Origin of the sequence: Ramlibacter sp., from assembly GCF_035548915.1 — a bacterium.
In the GTDB taxonomy this organism is placed as follows: Bacteria; Pseudomonadota; Gammaproteobacteria; order Burkholderiales; family Burkholderiaceae_C; genus Ramlibacter.
In genome coordinates this window covers 104,117-121,279 of record NZ_DASZSE010000031.1, presented here as the reverse complement: position 1 = coordinate 121,279, position 17,163 = coordinate 104,117, and the positions used below count along the sequence as shown (strand labels likewise).

17 protein-coding genes are annotated in these 17,163 nt (G+C 68.2%); 11 read left to right on the top strand and 6 right to left on the bottom strand.

Going from position 1 to position 17,163, the window contains the following annotated elements; translation table 11 throughout:
* Positions 1-35 precede the first annotated feature (35 nt).
* Both VHA82_RS11580 and VHA82_RS11575 read left to right on the top strand, forming a co-directional pair.
* Positions 36-1,682, top strand: a complete 1,647-nt coding sequence (locus VHA82_RS11580) for an acyl-CoA synthetase (protein ID WP_325543693.1) — start codon at positions 36-38, stop codon at positions 1,680-1,682.
* Positions 1,683-1,741: 59 nt separating this feature from the next.
* A complete protein-coding gene (locus tag VHA82_RS11575) occupies positions 1,742-2,686 on the top strand; it encodes a YihY/virulence factor BrkB family protein (protein ID WP_325543691.1) in 945 nt (314 codons plus the stop codon).
* Positions 2,687-2,732: 46 nt separating this feature from the next.
* On the opposite strand, the gene ggt is transcribed toward VHA82_RS11575, so the two are convergent.
* Together ggt and VHA82_RS11565 are read right to left on the bottom strand one after the other, a co-directional pair.
* A complete protein-coding gene (ggt, locus tag VHA82_RS11570; RefSeq protein ID WP_325543689.1) occupies positions 2,733-4,526 on the bottom strand; it encodes a gamma-glutamyltransferase in 1,794 nt (597 codons plus the stop codon).
* A 260-nt stretch (positions 4,527-4,786) separates the two neighbouring features.
* Complete coding sequence (locus tag VHA82_RS11565) at positions 4,787-5,545, bottom strand: 3-hydroxyacyl-CoA dehydrogenase (protein WP_325543687.1); 759 nt, start codon at positions 5,543-5,545, stop codon at positions 4,787-4,789.
* Positions 5,546-5,584: 39 nt separating this feature from the next.
* Here VHA82_RS11565 and VHA82_RS11560 point away from each other — a divergent pair, with 39 nt between their 5' ends.
* On the top strand, positions 5,585-6,514 hold the full coding sequence (locus tag VHA82_RS11560) for a patatin-like phospholipase family protein (RefSeq protein WP_325543685.1): 930 nt from the start codon (positions 5,585-5,587) through the stop codon (positions 6,512-6,514).
* A 212-nt stretch (positions 6,515-6,726) separates the two neighbouring features.
* Here VHA82_RS11560 and VHA82_RS11555 read toward each other — a convergent pair whose 3' ends face one another.
* The gene (locus tag VHA82_RS11555) at positions 6,727-7,281 is read right to left on the bottom strand and encodes a phasin family protein (RefSeq protein ID WP_325543683.1); all 555 of its coding nucleotides are present in this window, start codon (positions 7,279-7,281) and stop codon (positions 6,727-6,729) included.
* A 189-nt stretch (positions 7,282-7,470) separates the two neighbouring features.
* Between VHA82_RS11555 and VHA82_RS11550 the strand changes: the two genes are divergently transcribed.
* From VHA82_RS11550 to VHA82_RS11540, 3 genes are read left to right on the top strand one after another with little or no spacing between them, the layout of a single operon-like run.
* A complete protein-coding gene (locus VHA82_RS11550; protein ID WP_325543681.1) occupies positions 7,471-8,400 on the top strand; it encodes a histone deacetylase in 930 nt (309 codons plus the stop codon).
* Positions 8,397-8,843, top strand: coding sequence for a thioesterase family protein (locus tag VHA82_RS11545; protein ID WP_325543679.1), 447 nt, complete (start codon positions 8,397-8,399; stop codon positions 8,841-8,843). Before VHA82_RS11550 ends, VHA82_RS11545 begins: the two co-directional genes overlap by 4 nt.
* Positions 8,840-9,568, top strand: coding sequence for a nitroreductase (locus VHA82_RS11540; RefSeq protein WP_325543677.1), 729 nt, complete (start codon positions 8,840-8,842; stop codon positions 9,566-9,568). The genes VHA82_RS11545 and VHA82_RS11540 overlap by 4 nt, the downstream gene beginning before the upstream one ends.
* Before the next feature lie 41 nt (positions 9,569-9,609).
* Here the strand turns inward: VHA82_RS11540 and VHA82_RS11535 are convergent, their stop codons facing one another.
* Positions 9,610-9,783: a CsbD family protein gene (locus VHA82_RS11535; protein WP_325543675.1), complete on the bottom strand. Its 174-nt coding sequence runs from the start codon at positions 9,781-9,783 to the stop codon at positions 9,610-9,612.
* A 170-nt stretch (positions 9,784-9,953) separates the two neighbouring features.
* Between VHA82_RS11535 and VHA82_RS11530 the strand changes: the two genes are divergently transcribed.
* Genes VHA82_RS11530 through VHA82_RS11515 form a run of 4 tightly spaced genes read left to right on the top strand, consistent with a single transcriptional unit; the run spans position 9,954 to position 14,707 of the window.
* Complete coding sequence (locus VHA82_RS11530) at positions 9,954-11,207, top strand: citrate transporter (protein WP_325543673.1); 1,254 nt, start codon at positions 9,954-9,956, stop codon at positions 11,205-11,207.
* On the top strand, positions 11,204-12,190 hold the full coding sequence (locus tag VHA82_RS11525) for a D-glycerate dehydrogenase (RefSeq protein ID WP_325543671.1): 987 nt from the start codon (positions 11,204-11,206) through the stop codon (positions 12,188-12,190). The genes VHA82_RS11530 and VHA82_RS11525 overlap by 4 nt, the downstream gene beginning before the upstream one ends.
* The gene (locus VHA82_RS11520; protein WP_325543669.1) at positions 12,190-13,473 is read left to right on the top strand and encodes a DNA recombination protein RmuC; all 1,284 of its coding nucleotides are present in this window, start codon (positions 12,190-12,192) and stop codon (positions 13,471-13,473) included. Before VHA82_RS11525 ends, VHA82_RS11520 begins: the two co-directional genes overlap by 1 nt.
* A 31-nt stretch (positions 13,474-13,504) precedes the next feature.
* Entirely contained in the window at positions 13,505-14,707 is a 1,203-nt protein-coding gene (locus VHA82_RS11515; RefSeq protein ID WP_325543821.1) for an MFS transporter, read from the top strand.
* Here VHA82_RS11515 and VHA82_RS11510 read toward each other — a convergent pair.
* Entirely contained in the window at positions 14,682-15,545 is an 864-nt protein-coding gene (locus VHA82_RS11510; RefSeq protein ID WP_325543667.1) for a TIGR00730 family Rossman fold protein, read from the bottom strand. The genes VHA82_RS11515 and VHA82_RS11510 overlap by 26 nt on opposite strands.
* A 99-nt stretch (positions 15,546-15,644) precedes the next feature.
* Between VHA82_RS11510 and VHA82_RS11505 the strand changes: the two genes are divergently transcribed.
* The gene (locus VHA82_RS11505; RefSeq protein WP_325543665.1) at positions 15,645-16,316 is read left to right on the top strand and encodes a hypothetical protein; all 672 of its coding nucleotides are present in this window, start codon (positions 15,645-15,647) and stop codon (positions 16,314-16,316) included.
* Here the strand turns inward: VHA82_RS11505 and VHA82_RS11500 are convergent.
* Entirely contained in the window at positions 16,310-17,116 is an 807-nt protein-coding gene (locus VHA82_RS11500; RefSeq protein WP_325543663.1) for a heme-dependent oxidative N-demethylase subunit alpha family protein, read from the bottom strand. The two genes, VHA82_RS11505 and VHA82_RS11500, sit on opposite strands and share 7 nt — an antisense overlap.
* Positions 17,117-17,163 lie beyond the last annotated feature (47 nt).

Genomic DNA, 17,163 nt, shown 5'->3' with positions numbered 1-17,163 from the left:
ACGATAACCTTCGCGGCACATCGAGGAGACACATGATGCCGGGCATTTTCGACCAGGACCTTCCCCGCAACGGCGCCAATTTCGCGCCCCTCACGCCGCTCTCGTTCATCGAGCGCGCCGCGGACGTCTACCCGGAGCGTACAGCGGTCGTCCACGGTCCGCTCAGGCGGAGCTGGTCGCAGGTGTACGAACGCTGCCGGCAGCTCGCGAGCGCCTTGCGCGAGGCCGGCATCGGCCAAGGCGACACCGTCGCCGCGATGCTGCCGAACACGCCGCCGATGGTCGAGTGCCACTTCGGCATTCCGATGGCCGGCGCGGTGCTCAATACGCTCAACACGCGGCTCGACGCGGAGGCGATCGCGTTCATGCTGGACCACGGCGAGACGCGTGCCGTCATCGTGGATGCGGAGTTCGCGGCAACGATGCGCGACGCCATCGCGATGCGCAAGGTCGAGCGGCCGCTTCTCGTGATCGACGTGGAAGATGAACTGTTCACGGGCTCCTCCGGGAGGATCGGCAGCACGACGTACGAGCAGTTCATCGCGCGAGGCGATCCGCGATTCGAGTGGGAACTCCCGGCCGACGAATGGGACGCGATCGCCCTCAACTACACGAGCGGGACGACGGGCAATCCGAAGGGCGTGGTCTATCACCACCGGGGCGCCGCGATCAACGCGATCTCCAACATCCTCGAGTGGGACATGCCCAAGCACGCCGTCTACCTGTGGACGCTGCCGATGTTTCACTGCAACGGCTGGTGCTTCGCGTGGACGGTCGCCGCGCGCGCGGGCGTGAACGTCTGCCTGCGCAAGGTCGAAGCAAAGGCCGTCATCGACGCGATCCGGGAGCACGGCGTCACCCACTACTGCGGCGCGCCGATCGTGCATGGCATGCTCGTGAACGCGCCCGAGGAGCTCAGGCGGGGCCTGCCGCGCGGCGTGAAGGCGATGGTCGCTGGCGCGGCGCCGCCGGCCGCGCTGATCGAGGGCATGGAAGCGCTCGGCTTCGATCTCACGCACGTGTACGGGCTCACGGAGGTGTACGGTCCGGCGACGGTCTGCGCGAAGCACGCCGAGTGGGACGCGCGCGACATCGGCGAACGCGCGCGCCTCAATGCGCGGCAGGGCGTGCGCTACCACCTGCAGCGAAGCGCCCGGGTGATCGACCCGCAAACGATGCGGCCCGTGCCGATGGACGGCGAGACGATGGGCGAGATCATGTTCCGCGGCAACATCACGATGAAGGGATATCTCAAGAATCCCAAGGCGACCGAGGAAGCTTTCGCGGGCGGCTGGTATCGCACCGGAGACCTGGCCGTGCAGTATCCCGACGGCTACATCAAGATCAAGGACCGCAGCAAGGACATCATCATCTCCGGCGGCGAGAACATCTCCTCCATCGAAGTCGAAGACGTGCTGTACCGGCACCCGGACGTGCTGGCCGCGGCCGTCGTGGCGCGGCCCGATCCGAAGTGGGGCGAGACGCCTTGCGCGTTCATCGAGCTGAAGCCCGGCTCGCGGCTCACGCCCGAAGAAGTGGTCGCGCATTGCCGCCGGCACCTTGCGGGCTTCAAGGTGCCTCGCGCCGTGGTCTTTTGCGAACTGCCCAAGACTTCGACGGGAAAGATCCAGAAATTCGAACTGCGCAAGAAGGCCGGCTCGGCCACGGCCATCGACGTCTGACACGCGCTCACGCGCGGCGCTGACGCGTCGCGCGCGAGGGCGCGCGGATACTGCCGCGCATGGCGCTCCTGAGTCCAGCGGCAAGGTACGTGCTCGCGCATCCGAGGGCCTTCGTGCTGCGCGTGCTCGGCGGCTTCCGCGCGAACCAGGGCCTGCTGCTCGCGGGCGCGGTCGCCTACTACGCGCTGCTGTCCGTCGTGCCCCTTCTCATCCTCATCGTGATGGCGCTGTCGCACTGGGTGGCGCCGGCGGAACTGCTCGCGACGCTCGGGCGCTATCTCGAATGGCTGATGCCCGGCCAGTCGCAGGCGATCGTCGAGGAATTGCGCAACTTCCTCGACAACCAGGACGTCGTGGGCTGGGTGCTGCTCATCACGATGCTTTTCTTCAGCTCGCTCGCCTTCACCGTGCTCGAGAAGGCGATGTCGGTGATCTTCCTGCATCGCGTGGGCGTGCGAAGGCGCCACTATCTCGTATCGGCGCTGCTGCCTTACTGCTACATCCTCTGCCTCGGGCTCGGGCTTCTGATCGTGACGCTCGCCGCGGGCAGCCTGCAGGCGCTCGGCGAGGACACGATCGCCTTTCTCGGGCGCGAATGGTCGCTGGGCGGCGTTGCCGGCGTGCTGCTGTATCTCCTCGGCGTGGCCGGCGAGGTCTTCCTCCTCACCTCCGTGTACATGGTGATGCCGGTGGGGCGCCTCTACTGGCGGCACGCGCTCGTGGGCGGCGTGACCGCGGCGCTGCTCTGGGAGATCACGCGGCACGTGCTCGTGTGGTACTTCGGCACGATTTCGAAGGTGGGAGAGGTCTACGGATCGCTCACCACGGCGATCGTCGTGCTCTTCAGCCTGGAAGTCGCGGCCACGCTGCTGCTGCTGGGGGCGCAGGTGATCTCGGAGTACGAACGCATCGACCGGCTGAGCAGCGCGGATGTGCCGCCACCGCGCGATTCCGGCCTCGCGCACCCGAGCGCCGCGCGCACGCCGCGAGTCCATCATCCGTGACGGTTGCCTGCGCCTTCACGGTGCGACGCGCGCCGCTCATTCGCCCTCATTCGCCCATCACGATGCCCTCGCGGCGCGGATCGGCACCGCCGAAGTAGCCCGTGGGCGTCTTCTGCACGGCCTGCAGCCCGCTCGTCATGTCCTGCTCGCGCACTTCGGCGCCGCGCGTCTTCAGCGCTTCGATCGTCGAGCGCGGAAAGCGGTTCTGTTCGAGGACCGTGGGACCGTTGTACGAACCGAAGTTGGGCAGATCGATCGCGCGCTGCGCATCGAGCCCCCAGTCGAGGATCGCCCAGAGCGTTTTCGCCGTGAAATGGATGATGCCCGCACCGCCGGGGCTTCCCGCGCTCAGCACGAATTGCCCGCTGGCCTTGTCGAAAACGAGCGTCGGCGCCATCGAGGAGCGGGGGCGCTTGCCGGCTTCCACACGATTGGCCACCGGCCGGCCTTCGGTGTCGCGAGGAGCGAAGTTGAAGTCGGTGAGCTCGTTGTTCAGCATGAAGCCGTGCACCATCTGGCGCGAACCGAATTCCTGCTCGATGGTCGTCGTCATCGCGACCGCGTTGCCTTGTGCGTCGACGATGCTGATGTGCGACGTGCCGTGCTCCGGCGTGTCGGTGGCGGGTGCGTAGCGGCTCGTCACGCGGCCGGGCGTGCCGGGTTGGGCGACCTTCATGCTCTTTGGCCCGATCAGCCGCGCGCGCGACGCGAGGTACGCGGGGTCGAGCAGGCTCGTCCAGGCGCCGGCCGGCGGCTGCACGAAGTCGGGGTCGCCGACGTACTGGTTGCGGTCGGCGAAGGCGAGCCGCGCGGCTTCGGTGTAGAGGTGCAGCCAGTCGGCCGAGGGCAGGCCGCTTTCGAGGGGCTTCGACTCGGCATGCACGTCGTGCAGGATGCGCAGCATCTGTCCGATGGCGATCGGCCCCGAGCTCGGGGGCGGGAAGCCGCAGATGCGATAGTCGCGCCCGCGCGCCGAGTAGTCGTAGCAGATCGGCGCGCGTTTCTTCGCCTGGTAGCTCGCGAGGTCGGCGAGCGTCATCGCACCTGGGTTGCGCGGATGATGGCGGACCTTCTCGACGATGGCCTGCGCGATCTCGCCCTTGTAGAAGGCGTCCGCGCCTTCGCGCGCGATGCGGCGCAGCACCGCGGCGTACTCGGGATTGCGCAGCAGGTAGCCGGCCGGATGCGGCTCGCCGTTCGCATCGAGGAAGTAACTCGCCGCGACCGGATCGTCCTTCAGGAACCGGTTGGCCTTCGCGAGGGTGGCAAGGCGCGGACTCACCTTGAACCCTTGCTCCGCGAGGCGGATCGCGGGCTCGAAAAGGGTGGCCCACGGGAGCCGGCCGTGTTCGCGATGCGCGAGTTCGAGCGCGCGCAGCGTCCCCGGCACGCCGACGGAGCGGCCGCCCACGACCGCGTCGTTGAAGGCCATCGGCGTGCCGTCGGGGTTCAGGAAGAGTTTCTCGTCGGCCGCGGCCGGCGCGGTTTCCCGGCCGTCGTACGCTTCGACGGCGTGTCCGTCGTAGTGGAGGAGGAAGAGGCCGCCGCCGATGCCGCTCGATTGCGGCTCGACGAGCCCGAGCACCATCTGCACGGCGATCGCGGCGTCGATCGCCGTGCCGCCGGCCCTCAGGACCTGGTAGCCGGCGTCGGTTGCCAGGGGATTCGCAGCGGCGACGGCGAACTTCGTTGTGGCCCAGCCCGGCTTGGCGGTGAAGCCCGATGCGGCTTCGGGCTCAGGGGGGATACGGTAGTCGAAATCGGCCTGCGCCGGCGCCGCGCAGGAGAGCAGTGCGCATGCGGTGGCGAGTGCAAGAAGCAGTCTCGGGACGGGTTTCATGCCGGGACTATAGGTGTCCGCTCTGCATCCGCGTCGCCTCGTGATCTCCCCCCCCAGCGCCCCAACCCCCCGTCATCCCCGCGAAAGCGGGGATCCAGTGGCTTCCGGGGAAAGCCTCTGGATTCCCGCTTTCGCGGGAATGACGGGCGAGGGCGGGGCCGTCCCGCGGGCCACGGGCATCCGCCGGGCCACGGCCATCCGGGCCACGGCCATCCGAGCCCCAGCCATCCGGGCCACGGGCATCCGCCGGGCCCCAGCCATCACTTCGGCGCCATGCGAATGGCGCCGTCGAGCCGGATCACTTCGCCATTGAGCATGTCGTTCTCGAAGATGTGCATCGCGAGCTTCGCGTAGTCCTCGGGCGTGCCGAGCCGCGACGGGAAAGGCACGCTCGCAGCCAGCGCGTCCCGCACGTCCTTCGGCATCGAAAAGAGCATCGGCGTGCCGAAGATCCCCGGCGCGATCGTCATGTTGCGAATGCCGTTTCGCGCGAGGTCGCGCGCAATCGGCAACGTCATGCCGACCACACCGCCCTTCGAGGCGCTGTACGCCGCCTGGCCGATCTGCCCGTCGTACGCGGCCACCGACGCGGTGGAGATGCAGCAGCCGCGCTCGCCGGTCGATTCCGGCTCGTTCTTCGCCATGGCTTCCGCGGCGAGGCGAATCATGTTGAAGGTGCCCACCAGGTTCACCATGATCGTCTTCGTGTAGGTCGCGAGGTTGTGCGCCCCGGCCTTGCCGATGGTCCTCTCCGCCGGAGCGATCCCCGCGCAGTTGACGAGTCCCATGAGCTTGCCCATCGACACCGCCTTCGCGACGGCCGCCTGCCCATCCGCTTCCTGGCTCACATCGCAACGCACGAACGCGCCGCCGATCTCCCGGGCCACGGCTTCGCCCTTGTCGGCCTGCATGTCGGCGACGACCACCTTGCCGCCCGCCGCCGCGAGCCTGCGCGCCGTGCCTTCGCCGAGGCCCGAAGCACCGCCGGTCACAATGAACACCTTTCCCGCGATTTCCATCTGCTCTCTCCAGTGTTGACGTTTACGTTAACGTAAATTATGACGCACCCGCTGCGGCGCGCCTTCGATCGTATCGGCGCTTTGCTGTCCGGCCTGCCGTTGGCCATCCTCATTGTCGGCTGCGCGACCGCGCCGGCACCCCCGTCGCAGCCCGAAGTTCCCGCCCTGCAGCAACCGGTGGCGAAGCGGCCGCCGAAGATCGGCCTCGCGCTCGGCGGTGGCGCCGCGCGCGGCTTCGCGCACGTCGGCGTGATCCAGGTGCTGGAAGAAGCGGGCATCCGGCCCTCGGTGGTCGTCGGCACCTCCGCGGGCAGCCTGGTCGCCGCGCTCTACGCGAGCGGGCGCACGGGAGCGCAGTTGCAGCAGACGGCTCTCGAGATGGACGAGGCCGCGTTCGCCGACTGGACGCTGCCGTTCTTCAACCGCGGTGTGCTGCGGGGCGAGGCGCTCGCGCGCTACGTGAATGCGCAGGTGGGCCACAAGCTGCTCGAGAACATGGCGCTGCCGCTGGGCATCCTCGCGACGGATCTCGGCACGGGGCAAGGCGTGCTCTTCGAGCGCGGCGACACGGGCCTTGCGGTGCGTGCATCGAGCGCGGTGCCGGCGGTGTTCGTTCCGGTGCGGATCAACGGGCACGAATACGTCGACGGCGGGCTCGTGTCCCCCGTGCCCGTCCGCTATGCACGGCAGATGGGCGCGGAACTGGTGATCGCGGTGGACATCTCCGCCGCGCCCGAGGGCAATCCATCCGACGACACCGTGCACCTGCTGCTGCAGACGTTCGCCATCATGGGCAAGAGCATCAACGGCTTCGAGCTGAAAGAGGCCGACGTCGTGGTGCGGCCCTCGCTCGCGGGCGTGGGCAGCGCCGAGTTCGCGGCGCGCAGGCGTTCGATCGAAGCGGGTCGCGCGGCGATGCTGGCCCGCTTGCCGCAACTGAGGGCGGCGATCGAGGCGAAGTCCCGCTGAATGAAAAGAACCCACCAGGCTTGCGCCTGGTGGGTTGGAAGGATCCCTGAACCTGAAGAGGTGTCGAAAGGACCCGAGGAGACAACCTGAAGAACTCCGGGGCTCGATGCCGATCCCGCGGGAACTGCATCAATTGTAGAGTTCCGACTCCGTTGTAGGTCGAGGCGAAAGTCTCGGATTCAACCTATACGTTGGGTTTGACCGCGCCGGATTTACGCCGCGCGCTTGGCCTTCGTGGTCGTGGTCTTCGCGGCGTTCACGGCGGTGCTCGCCACGGCGTTGAAGTTGGCTTCGGCCACTTCGGCGGCCTGCTTCACGGCCTTCTGCACCGATTCGAGCGCGTTGTTGCCGGCGGCCACGCCGCTCTTCAGCACGGCGACGAGCGTCTCCGAACCGGCGGGAGCGTTCTTGGCGGCGTTGTCCACGACGGCCAGGAACTTCTTCTGCGCGTCGCCCATCTGGCCTTCGAAGGTCTTGCCGAACTCGGCGCCCGTGGTCGAAGCGATTTCGTACACGAAGCGCAGGTAGGAGGCCGACTTCTCGGCGAGCGGCTGCACCTGCGACGCCTGCAGGGCGAAGAGCTCCTGCATATCCTTCACGCTCAGCACGGACTGGGCGGTCGACGCGGCTTCGGCCAGGGCGGCCTCCGAGGCGGTCATGTTGAGATCGACGAGCTTCCTGAAGCCTTCGAAGGCCTTGCTGCCGAGGCCGAAGAGGGAATCGATATTGGCCTTCTGAGCGGCCTGAAATTGTTCAGCGGTGAACATGGGGTCTTCTCCAGTTGAAAAGGTGGTGTGGGCTCGGGTTGTGGTCCGAATGACGTTTACTTCCTGATGTTGCAGCGGATGTTGCAGTGCAGCATGAGGAAAGTATAGGGGTGCCTCGCGCGAATGCAAGCACTTTTTGGTGCAATGCAACAAACTAGGAAATATTCTCTAGAACCCCACAATCCGGTCATGCAGGTTCACTACGCGGATCAGTTCGCGCTGCCGCTGCCCGCGCACCATCGCTTCCCGATGGGCAAATACCGGCTTCTGCGCGACAGGCTTGCGCGGGAGATGCCTGAAATCCGGCTGACACCCGCCGCGCCGGCCACCGACGGGGAGCTTGCCCTCGTGCACAGCCCGGCGTACGTCTCTTCCATCCAGGACGGCTCGATCGACGAGCGGGCGCTGCGCGAGATCGGCTTTCCGTGGAGCCCGGCGATGGCCGAGCGGGCGCGGCGATCCGTCGGCGCGACCATCCTCGCGTGCCGCGCCGCGCTGAGCGAAGGCGTGTCGGCCAACCTCGCGGGCGGCACGCATCATGCGTACCGGGACAAGGGCGGTGGCTTTTGCGTGTTCAACGACGCCGGCGTCGCGACGCGCCTCATGCAGGCCGAACGGATGCGCACCGGCCGCGGTGCATTGCAAGTCGCCATCGTCGACCTCGACGTCCACCAGGGCAACGGAACCGCGAGCATTTTCCGCGGCGACCCGAGTGTCTTCACGCTGTCGCTGCACGGGCGGAAGAACTTCCCATTCAGGAAGGAAGCGAGCGACCTCGACGTGGACCTCGCCGACGGCTGCCGCGACGACGAATACATTCATGCGCTCGAACGCGCGCTGCAGGAGCTCGACTCGCGCTTCGACCCCGGGCTCGTCATCTATCTCGCGGGCGCCGATCCGCACGAGGGCGACCGGCTCGGCCGCCTGAAGCTCACGTGGGACGGCCTCGAAGCGCGCGACCGGCGCGTGTTCGAGTGGGCGTGGCAGCGCGGCGTACCGCTCGCGTTCGCGATGGCGGGCGGCTACGGCCACCGCATCGAAGACACGGTGCAGGCGCAGGTGAACACGTTTCGCGTGGCGGCCCAGTACTGGCGCCGCTGGCACAATCGTGCGCGATGAGCGACACGATTCACCCCAAACCCGAGCCCGAGCCGCGCGCCGCGTACCGGGCCTTCCGCGCGATCCCCACGCGATGGGAAGACAACGACGTCTACGGCCACGTGAACAACGTCGTTCACTACAGCTGGTTCGACACGGCCGTGAACGCGCACCTGATCGAAGAAGGCGCGCTCGACATCCGCGGCGGCGCGGTCATCGGGCTCGTGATCGAGACGCAGTGCAACTACTTCGCGCCGATCGAGTTTCCCCAGGTGGTGGACGCAGGCCTGCGCGTCGCGCGCATCGGCAAGTCGAGCGTGCGCTACGAAGTCGGGTTGTTCGTGCAGGGCGAACCGATGACGGCCGCGCGCGGACACTTCGTCCACGTGTACGTCGAGCGCGAATCGCGGCGTCCCGCGCCGTTACCCGACAGGCTGCGCGAAGTGCTGGAGGCTCTGCGATGATGGCGTCCCAGGTGAGGGCCGTGGTGGCCGACTCCGCGAGCGTCGACACCGCCATCGAAAGCCGCTTCTCGTGCCGTGCGTTCCTGCGCGACAAACCCGTCGATCGCGAAACGATCGAAGACATCCTGCGCGTCGCATCGCGCGCGCCGTCGGGCACCAACCACCAGCCGTGGAACGTGTACGTGCTGCGCGACGCGAGCCGCGACGAGCTGTCGCGCAAGGTCTGCGCGGCCCACGATGCGGTCTATGCCGAGCCCTCTCTCGCCGCTCGGTACCGGGAAGATTTCGACTACTACCCTGAGCAGTGGGTCTCGCCTTTCCTCGAGCGGCGGCGCGAGAACGGCTGGGGACTCTACGGTCTCATCGGCATCGTGCGCGGTGAAAAGGACAGGATGCACGCGCAGCACCAGCGCAACTACGTCTTCTTCGACGCGCCCGTGGGCCTCATGTTCACCGTGGACAAGCGCCTCGGGCGCGGCTCGCTCATGGACGTCGGCATGTTCCTTCAGAACGTGATGGTCGCAGCGCGCGCCCGCGGCCTGCACACGTGCCCGCAGGCGGCCTGGAACGAGTTCGGCACCATCGTGCGCGAGCACGTCGGCGCGGGACCGGGCGAGCGGCTTCTGTGCGGCATGTCGATGGGCTACGCCGACACCGATGCGCTCGTGAATTCGTTCCACACGCCGCGAGAGCCCGTGGAGCGTTTCACCCGCTGGCTCGAGTAGCGCCTTCGTCGCCTTCCGCGCGGAGCCATCGCCCCCGAGCCTTATCTGCGGCGCGCCTCCTCGCGCGCGAGCCCGTGGCGCTCCTGGATGCGCCCGAGCAGCTGGTCGCGCCGGCCCGCGATGATGTCGAGATCGTCGTCGGTGAGGCGGCCCCAGCGTTCGCGCAGCTTGCCCTTGATCTGTTTCCAGCGGCCCTGGATGCGGTCCTGGTTCATCGTCCTTGCTCCTGGCTTTTCAGCGTAGCCCGCGGCGCGACGCCCCGCCGCTGGCCGCGCTCGCATGCTCGCGTAGGCTCGCGCCTACAGATGAGACAGGCGAGCGCAAGGGATGCGCGAGCGGCTGCGACGATAATGGCCCGGCGAAGAACAACAGTCGAGGAGAACCTGTGGCGGTCGCTGGTATTCCGGTCGATTTCATCCTGTTCGCGCTCACGCTGCTGGGTGTGGCGCTCTTCCACCACCACACGCTGTACGTTGGGCTCACGGGCATGGTGGTGATCGCGCTCTACAAGCTTTCGTTCGCGGATTTCGCGGGCGTGCCCGGCATCGCGGGGCTTGTGGCGCTCTTCGGGCACGAATGGGTCACGCTCGCCAACCTGCTCGGCCTGCTGCTGGGGTTCGCGCTGCTTGCGGACCATTTCGGCCGCAGCCACGCCACGGACCTGCTGCCCAGGATTCTGCCCGACGACTGGAAGGGCGGCTTCTGCCTGCTTCTCATCGTCTTCGTGCTCTCCAGCTTTCTCGACAACATCGCGGCGGCCATGATCGGCGGCTCGATGGCGGCGGTGCTCTATCGCAACAACGTCCACATCGGCTTTCTCGCGGCCATCGTCGCGGCGAGCAACGCGGGCGGCGCGGGCAGCGTCGTCGGGGACACCACGACCACGATGATGTGGATCGCGGGCGTCTCGCCCATGCAGGTGCTCGAGGCGTACGTGGCGGCGCTCGTCGCCGTGCTGATCTTCGGCGTGGTCGCGGCGCACCAGCAGCACATGTTGCAGCCGATCATGAAGGACAACCCCACGGGGGTCCGACTCGACCTGCCCCGCCTCGGCATCGTGGCGTTCATCCTTGCCACGGCGATCGCCGTCAACATCTGGTTCAACCTCAATCGGCCCGAAGCGCTGCAGCACTTTCCGGTGATCGGCCTGGCCGTCTGGGTGGCGCTGCTCGTGTCCGCGCCGCTGCGGCGGCCGACGTGGAGCCTGCTGCCGGAGGCGCTGCGAGGCACGGTGTTTCTGCTGTCCCTCGTCTCCTGCGCCGCGATGATGCCGGTGGAGCGCCTGCCGGTCGCCTCCTGGCAATCCGCGATGGGGCTCGGCTTCGTGAGCGCGGTCTTCGACAACATCCCGCTCACCGCACTCGCCCTCCGGCAGGGCGGCTACGACTGGGGCTTTCTCGCGTATTCGGTGGGCTTCGGCGGCTCGATGATCTGGTTCGGGTCGTCGGCCGGCGTGGCCCTGTGCAATCTCTATCCCGAGGCGCGCTCGGTGGTCCAGTGGCTGCGCTTCGGCTGGCACGTCGCGCTTGCCTACGCGATCGGCTTCGGCGTGATGCTGGCCGTCGTCGGCTGGGCTCCCGATGCGCACGTGTTCGGCGGGCACCCGCCCACCTCCAAAAGTGAAATGAAATCGCCATGAGCCGTCCTGCCATCCTCGTCACCCGCGAGATCTTTCCGGAAGTGATCGAACTGCTCGCACGCCATCTCGACGTGGAAGCCAACCAGTCCGACGAGAGCTGGAGCCGGGAGCAACTCGTCGCCAAGCTCGCGGGCAAGGCCGGCGCGCTCACGACCGGCAGCGAGCGGATCGATGCCGCGCTGCTCGACGCCGCCACGCGGCTGCGGGTCTGCGCGAACATGGCCGTGGGCTACAACAACTTCGACGTGCCCGCGATGACCGCGCGCGGCGTGCTCGCGACCAACACGCCCGACGTGCTCACCGACACGACCGCGGATCTCGCCTTCACGCTCCTGATGGCCGCGGCGCGCCGCATCGGCGAGAGCGAGCGGTTCCTGCGCGCCGGCCAGTGGCAGCGCTGGCGCTACGACATGTTCGCGGGCGCGGAGGTGCATGGCGCGACGCTCGGCATCCTCGGCATGGGCCGCATCGGCCAGGGCGTGGCGAAGCGCGGCGCGCTCGGCTTCGGCATGAAAGTCATCTATCACAACCGTTCGCGGCTCACTGCGGAACTCGAAGCCGAATGCCGTGCCGCCTACGTGAGCAAGGAGGCGCTCCTGAAGGAGGCGGATCACCTGGTGCTCGTGCTGCCGTATTCGCCCGAATCGCACCATGCCATCGGCGCCGCGGAGCTCGCAACGATGAAGCCCACGGCCACCCTCGTGAACATCGCGCGCGGCGGCATCGTCGACGACGCGGCGCTCGCCGAGGCCCTTCGCGACAAGCGCATCGCGGCGGCCGGGCTCGACGTGTTCGAGGGCGAACCCCAGGTGCATCCGGGACTCCTCGAAGTGCCGAACGTGATCCTCACGCCGCACATCGGCAGCGCCACCGTGAAGACGCGCATGGCGATGGCGAAGCTCGCCGCGGACAACCTGATCGGATTTCTCGTCCATGGCAAGCCGCTCACGCCGCTCAATCCGCAAGTGCTGAAAGCGGCCTGATGGACAACTGGATCGTGCTCGCGCTGGCGCTGGTGCTGGCGCTCGCGAGCTTCGCGCTGCTGGTGGTCCTCGTGTTGCGCAAGCCACCCGCGCAGGATTCGCTGCGCATCGAGCTGCTCGCCGCGAGCGAGCGCATCGAGCGGGAGTTGAGGCGCGAGATCGGCGAATCGTCGCGCGGCAATCGCGCCGAGCTCGCGCAGTCGCTCAGCGCTTTCCAGGAGACGCTCGTGCTCATGCAGAAGTCGCTTGCCGAGACGCTCACGCTGCAACTGCAGTCGCTCGGCGAGTCGAACGCGCGGCGCATGTCGGAAGTGCGCGCCACGCTCGAAGGCCAGCTCAACTTGCTGCAGCAGTCCAACGCGGCGAAACTGGACGAGATGCGCATGACGGTGGACGAGAAGCTGCAGTCCACGCTCGAAGCGCGCCTGGGCGAAAGCTTCCGTCAGGTGGCCGAGCGGCTGGAACAGGTCCACCAGGGGCTCGGCCAGATGCACAACCTCGCGCAGGGCGTGGGCGACCTGCAGCGCGTGCTCACCAATGTGAAGACACGCGGCATCTTCGGCGAAGTGCAGCTCGAAGCGCTGCTCGAACAGGTCCTGACCGGCGACCAGTACGCGCGGCAGGTGGAGACCAAGCCCGGCAGCAATCAGCGCGTGGACTTCGCGGTGCGCTTCCCGGGCCGCAGCGACGGCGGCGCGCCGGTGTGGCTGCCCATCGACGCGAAATTCCCGCGCGAGGACTACGAGCGCCTCGTCGATGCGCACGAACGCGTGGATGCCGCGGCCGCCGAAGCCGCCGCGCGCGCGCTCGAGGCCCGCATCCGCACGGAAGCCAGGACGATCTGCGAAAGCTACCTCGCGCCGCCGCACACGACCGACTTCGCGATCCTGTTCCTGCCGATCGAAAGCCTCTACGCCGAAGTGCTGCGGCGCCCCGGCCTCATGGACCGCATCCAGCGCGACCACCGCGTGACGCTCGCGGGGCCCACCACGCTCCTGGCGATGCTCAACAGCCTGCAGATGGGGTTTCGCACGCTCGCGCTCGAGCAGCAGGCCTCCGAAGTGTGGAAGGTGCTGGGCGCGGTGAAGACCGAGTTCGAACGCTACGGCGAATGGGTCGTGAAGATTCGCGAGCAGGTCCAGCGGGCTTCGGAGACGCTCGACAAGGCCGAGACGCGCACGCGGCAGATGCGCCGCGCCCTGAAGGTTGTGGAAGCCCTCCCGGAGGCCGAGGCCCAGGCGCTGCTGCCGGCCGAAGAAAACGGTGACGAGCCCGAAGTCTGAAGCTCAAAGCCCCGCGCGGCAGCTCGCGCGCATGAGCGTGGGCTATGTCTTCGTGCATTCGTGCATGGCGGGAGTGCGCATGACCGCGCCGCTGCTCGCGTTGAGGCAAGGCCATAGCGCCGCCTCGGTCGGCGTGCTGATGGCGCTCTTCGCGCTCACGCAGGTGTTCCTCGCGCTGCCCGCGGGGCGCTTTGCCGACCGGCACGGGTTCAAGCGGCCGATGATGCTTGCGATGATGGCCGCGGTGGCCGGCACGTCGGCGGCCGTCATGTGGCCCATCTTTCCCGTGCTGTGCTGCACTGCGCTCGCCACCGGCGGCGCGGTCGGCGTCGCATCGATCGCGTTGCAGCGGCATGTCGGACGCATCGCGCAGACGCCCTCGCAGTTGCGCCAGGCGTTTTCGTGGATGTCGATCGGGCCGGCCATCGCGAACTTCGCCGGGCCGTTCCTCGCGGGTTTCACGATCGACCACGCAGGCTTTCGCTCGGCCTTCCTGCTGATGGCGCTCATGCCGCTTGCAACGTGGCTCTGGATCGGACCGATGCACGAAGTCCCGCCCGTCACGCATCCGCACGGGACGAAGCGCGGCCGCGCCTGGGATCTGTGGCGCGAGACGTCGTTTCGCCGGCTGCTCCTCGTGAACTGGCTGATCGCCGCGTGCTGGGACGTGCACACGTTCATGGTGCCGGTGCTCGGCAACGAGCGCGGCTTTTCGGCGTCGGTGATCGGCACGATCCTCGGCAGCTTCGCCGTGGCCGCGGCGCTCATCCGCGTCGCGCTGCCGATCGTGGCGTCGCGCGTGCACGAATGGACGCTGGTCGGAACCGTGATGATCGCAACCGCCGTGCTGTTCGCGATCTATCCGCTCCTGCCGGCCGCGACCGCGATGGCCGTGTGTTCGGTGCTGCTCGGCTTCGCGCTCGGAAGTGTCCAGCCGATGGTGATGAGCATGCTGCATCAGATCACCCCGGAGCACCGCCACGGCGACGCGGTCGCGATGCGCCTCATGGTGATCAACGCATCGAGCGTCGCGATGCCGATGCTCTCCGGTGCGGCAGGCGCCGTGGCGGGCGTGAGCGCGGTGTTCTGGCTGGCCGGAGCGGTCGTGGGCGGCGGCTCGCGCCTCGCGTTCGCGTTGCGCGATGCATTCGCGGGCAATGCAGTATCCACCGCCGCGCCCACCGCCACCCCCGGCGCCGCCCGCGACGTCACAGACGATAGAACGTCCGGATGATGTCCCACGCCGCCTGCGCTTCGTCGGCGAACTGGAAGAGGGCGAGGTCCGCGGGCGAGATCACGCCTTCTTCGACCAGCATGTCGAAATTCACGAGCCGCTTCCAGTAGTCCGAACCGAAGAGGACGATCGGCACCTGGCGCGCCTTGCGCGTCTGCACGAGCGTGATCACTTCGAAGAGCTCGTCGAGCGTGCCGAAGCCGCCCGGAAAGGCGACGAGCGCTTTCGCGCGCATCATGAAGTGCATCTTGCGCAGCGCGAAGTAGTGGAACTTGAACGAGAGCGCGGGCGTCACGTACGGGTTGGCCGCCTCTTCCATCGGCAGCGCGATCGAAAGGCCCACGCTCACGCCCCCGGCCTCGTGCGCGCCGCGGTTGGCCGCCTCCATGATGCCGGGGCCGCCGCCCGTGCAGACGAAGAGCATGTCCGCGGGGGTCTTGCCCGCGCTGTAGCGCGCGACGATCTCGCCGAAGGCGCGCGCCTGCTCGTAATACCGCGAGTTGCGCGCGAGCGCGCGGGCGCGCTTCACCTGCTCGGCATCGCCCGCCGCTTCGGCCGCGGCCACGAGCGCCTCGGCCTGGTCGTGCGCGCGGAAGCGGGCGCTTCCGAAGACGACGATCGTGTTTTCGATGCCGTGCGACTGCTGCTCGAGATCGGGCTTGAGCAGTTCGAGCTGGAAGCGGATGCCGCGCGTTTCGCGCCTCAGGAGGAATTCGGGGTCTGCGAAGGAAAGCCGGCTTGCGTCGGGTTCGAGCGGCACGCCCGAGTCGGAGTGCGCCTTGAGGGTCGCCCACGCATCGGCCAGGCGCCGGTCGTGGAGGTTGCGTATCGATGCCATGGGTCGATTGTCGCCCCATCGCCGGGGCGCAGGGCACTGCCGTGCCGGGCGCATTCTCGGCTATGCTTGAGGAGGGATTGACGAAGAGGGACGAAGGTGGTGTCGGACGATCCGGTCTACGAAGTCTTGCTCGATGGCGGCAAGGTCGGCCCTTACGATCGCAGGACGATCGTCGGCATGCGCATCAAGAACACGCTCACGAGCGAGCACGTGCTGCTCGCGCGCGACGGCAGCCGCCTCACCGTGGCCGATCTCGTGCGCACCCGCCCGCGCGACAACAGCTTCCAGCCCAATCGCAGCGGCAGCTATTCGCTCGTGCAGGCGACGTATTCGGCAAGCCTCGTGGACGTGAAGGGGCCGCCGCACCGTGTGCCGGCTTTCAGGGGCGAGGTCGAAGCCCGCGTGCAGACCGACGTGCTGCGCATCGCGGGACGCTTTCGCAAGGCGTTCGGCTGGAAGGAAGACCGCGTGAAGCTGCCGCTCGCGGACATCGTGCACGCGCGCGTGCGCAACACGCTCGTCGATCTCTGGCTGCGGATGGACGGGCGCTCCGGGTTCCTGCGGTTGACGCTGGAGCTCTTCACGCCGCAGGCCGCGGGCGAGTTCGTCGACTGGCTGCCGGGCGCCACGCCCTGGAACGGCGCGGAAGGCCCGACCGCTTCGACCGAGCGCGCGCGCACGGCCTCGCCGTGGATGTGGGTGGCGCTCATCGTGACGGCGGTCGCGGTGGGCGGCGTGCTGGTGGCGTTGCTGTCGCACCGTTTCTACTGACTCGGCCACTGCGCGAGCCAGCGCACGAGCGCCTCGCGCGCTGCCGCGAGCCCCTTGTAGGCGAGCACGGCATCGCTCATCGAAGCAAGCGACTCGCCGAGCCGCCGCGCCTTCTCGCGCGAATCCACGGCTTGCCCGAGCGGCTCGAGCATCACGCGGATCGTGAAGACTGCCTGATTTGCAGACGGCACCGGAATGAACGTCTGCCGCTCCGTTCGCAGCCACGTGCCCCGTGCGAACGCGTTCAGGTCGGCGGTGGCGGGCCAGGGTTCGCGCGGATGCCGGCGCGGATGCTGGTCGTAGCGTGCCGACGGCGTGAGGGTCCACACGAAGCGCTCCCACGCATCGCCGCCGGTGGCGATGCGCACGAGGTGCTGCGAGGCGGCCCGCAGCGTGTCCGCGTCGGCGACCGGCGCGTGCACCGCGGCGAACGGCAGGCCGAGCTTGTCCTCGGGCGCCCAGTGCGAAGGCACGCAGACGCACAGCCAGGGAAGCGTGCCGGTCGAGCCGTCCAGGACGGCGAAATCCTCTTCGTAGGTGAGCTCCAGTGGCGACTCGTCATCGGGCTGCGGCAGGCCGTGATGCCGCGCGTGCGCCGCGATGGCCGCCATCGCGGGCGCGGCGTCGAAGCCAGGGACCGCCAGACGCGACGCGCCCGACTCGACCACCTCGCGCTTTTCCTGCCAGAGCGGTGCGCCGCGCGCGAGCGCCGTGAGCTGAGGCGTGCCGGGGGCGACCTTGCGCAGCCCGGGTTGCATGCGAAAGGGAGCGGCGATCAGCGAGAAGTCGGTTCCGGGCATGGTGAATTCACCCGCAGCGTAGCAATTTTCGCGGGCGGACGATTGCG

Coding starts and splice junctions, on each gene's coding strand:
- VHA82_RS11510 (WP_325543667.1), bottom strand. CDS start 15,545: ATGGCATCGATACGCAACCTCCACGACCGGCGCCTGGCCGATGCGTGG.
- VHA82_RS11545 (WP_325543679.1), top strand. CDS start 8,397: ATGAGCGACACGATTCACCCCAAACCCGAGCCCGAGCCGCGCGCCGCG.
- VHA82_RS11525 (WP_325543671.1), top strand. CDS start 11,204: ATGAGCCGTCCTGCCATCCTCGTCACCCGCGAGATCTTTCCGGAAGTG.
- VHA82_RS11565 (WP_325543687.1), bottom strand. CDS start 5,545: ATGGAAATCGCGGGAAAGGTGTTCATTGTGACCGGCGGTGCTTCGGGC.
- VHA82_RS11580 (WP_325543693.1), top strand. CDS start 36: ATGCCGGGCATTTTCGACCAGGACCTTCCCCGCAACGGCGCCAATTTC.
- VHA82_RS11555 (WP_325543683.1), bottom strand. CDS start 7,281: ATGTTCACCGCTGAACAATTTCAGGCCGCTCAGAAGGCCAATATCGAT.
- VHA82_RS11520 (WP_325543669.1), top strand. CDS start 12,190: ATGGACAACTGGATCGTGCTCGCGCTGGCGCTGGTGCTGGCGCTCGCG.
- ggt (WP_325543689.1), bottom strand. CDS start 4,526: ATGAAACCCGTCCCGAGACTGCTTCTTGCACTCGCCACCGCATGCGCA.
- VHA82_RS11575 (WP_325543691.1), top strand. CDS start 1,742: ATGGCGCTCCTGAGTCCAGCGGCAAGGTACGTGCTCGCGCATCCGAGG.
- VHA82_RS11560 (WP_325543685.1), top strand. CDS start 5,585: ATGACGCACCCGCTGCGGCGCGCCTTCGATCGTATCGGCGCTTTGCTG.
- VHA82_RS11500 (WP_325543663.1), bottom strand. CDS start 17,116: ATGCCCGGAACCGACTTCTCGCTGATCGCCGCTCCCTTTCGCATGCAA.
- VHA82_RS11535 (WP_325543675.1), bottom strand. CDS start 9,783: ATGAACCAGGACCGCATCCAGGGCCGCTGGAAACAGATCAAGGGCAAG.
- VHA82_RS11515 (WP_325543821.1), top strand. CDS start 13,505: ATGAGCGTGGGCTATGTCTTCGTGCATTCGTGCATGGCGGGAGTGCGC.
- VHA82_RS11540 (WP_325543677.1), top strand. CDS start 8,840: ATGATGGCGTCCCAGGTGAGGGCCGTGGTGGCCGACTCCGCGAGCGTC.
- VHA82_RS11550 (WP_325543681.1), top strand. CDS start 7,471: ATGCAGGTTCACTACGCGGATCAGTTCGCGCTGCCGCTGCCCGCGCAC.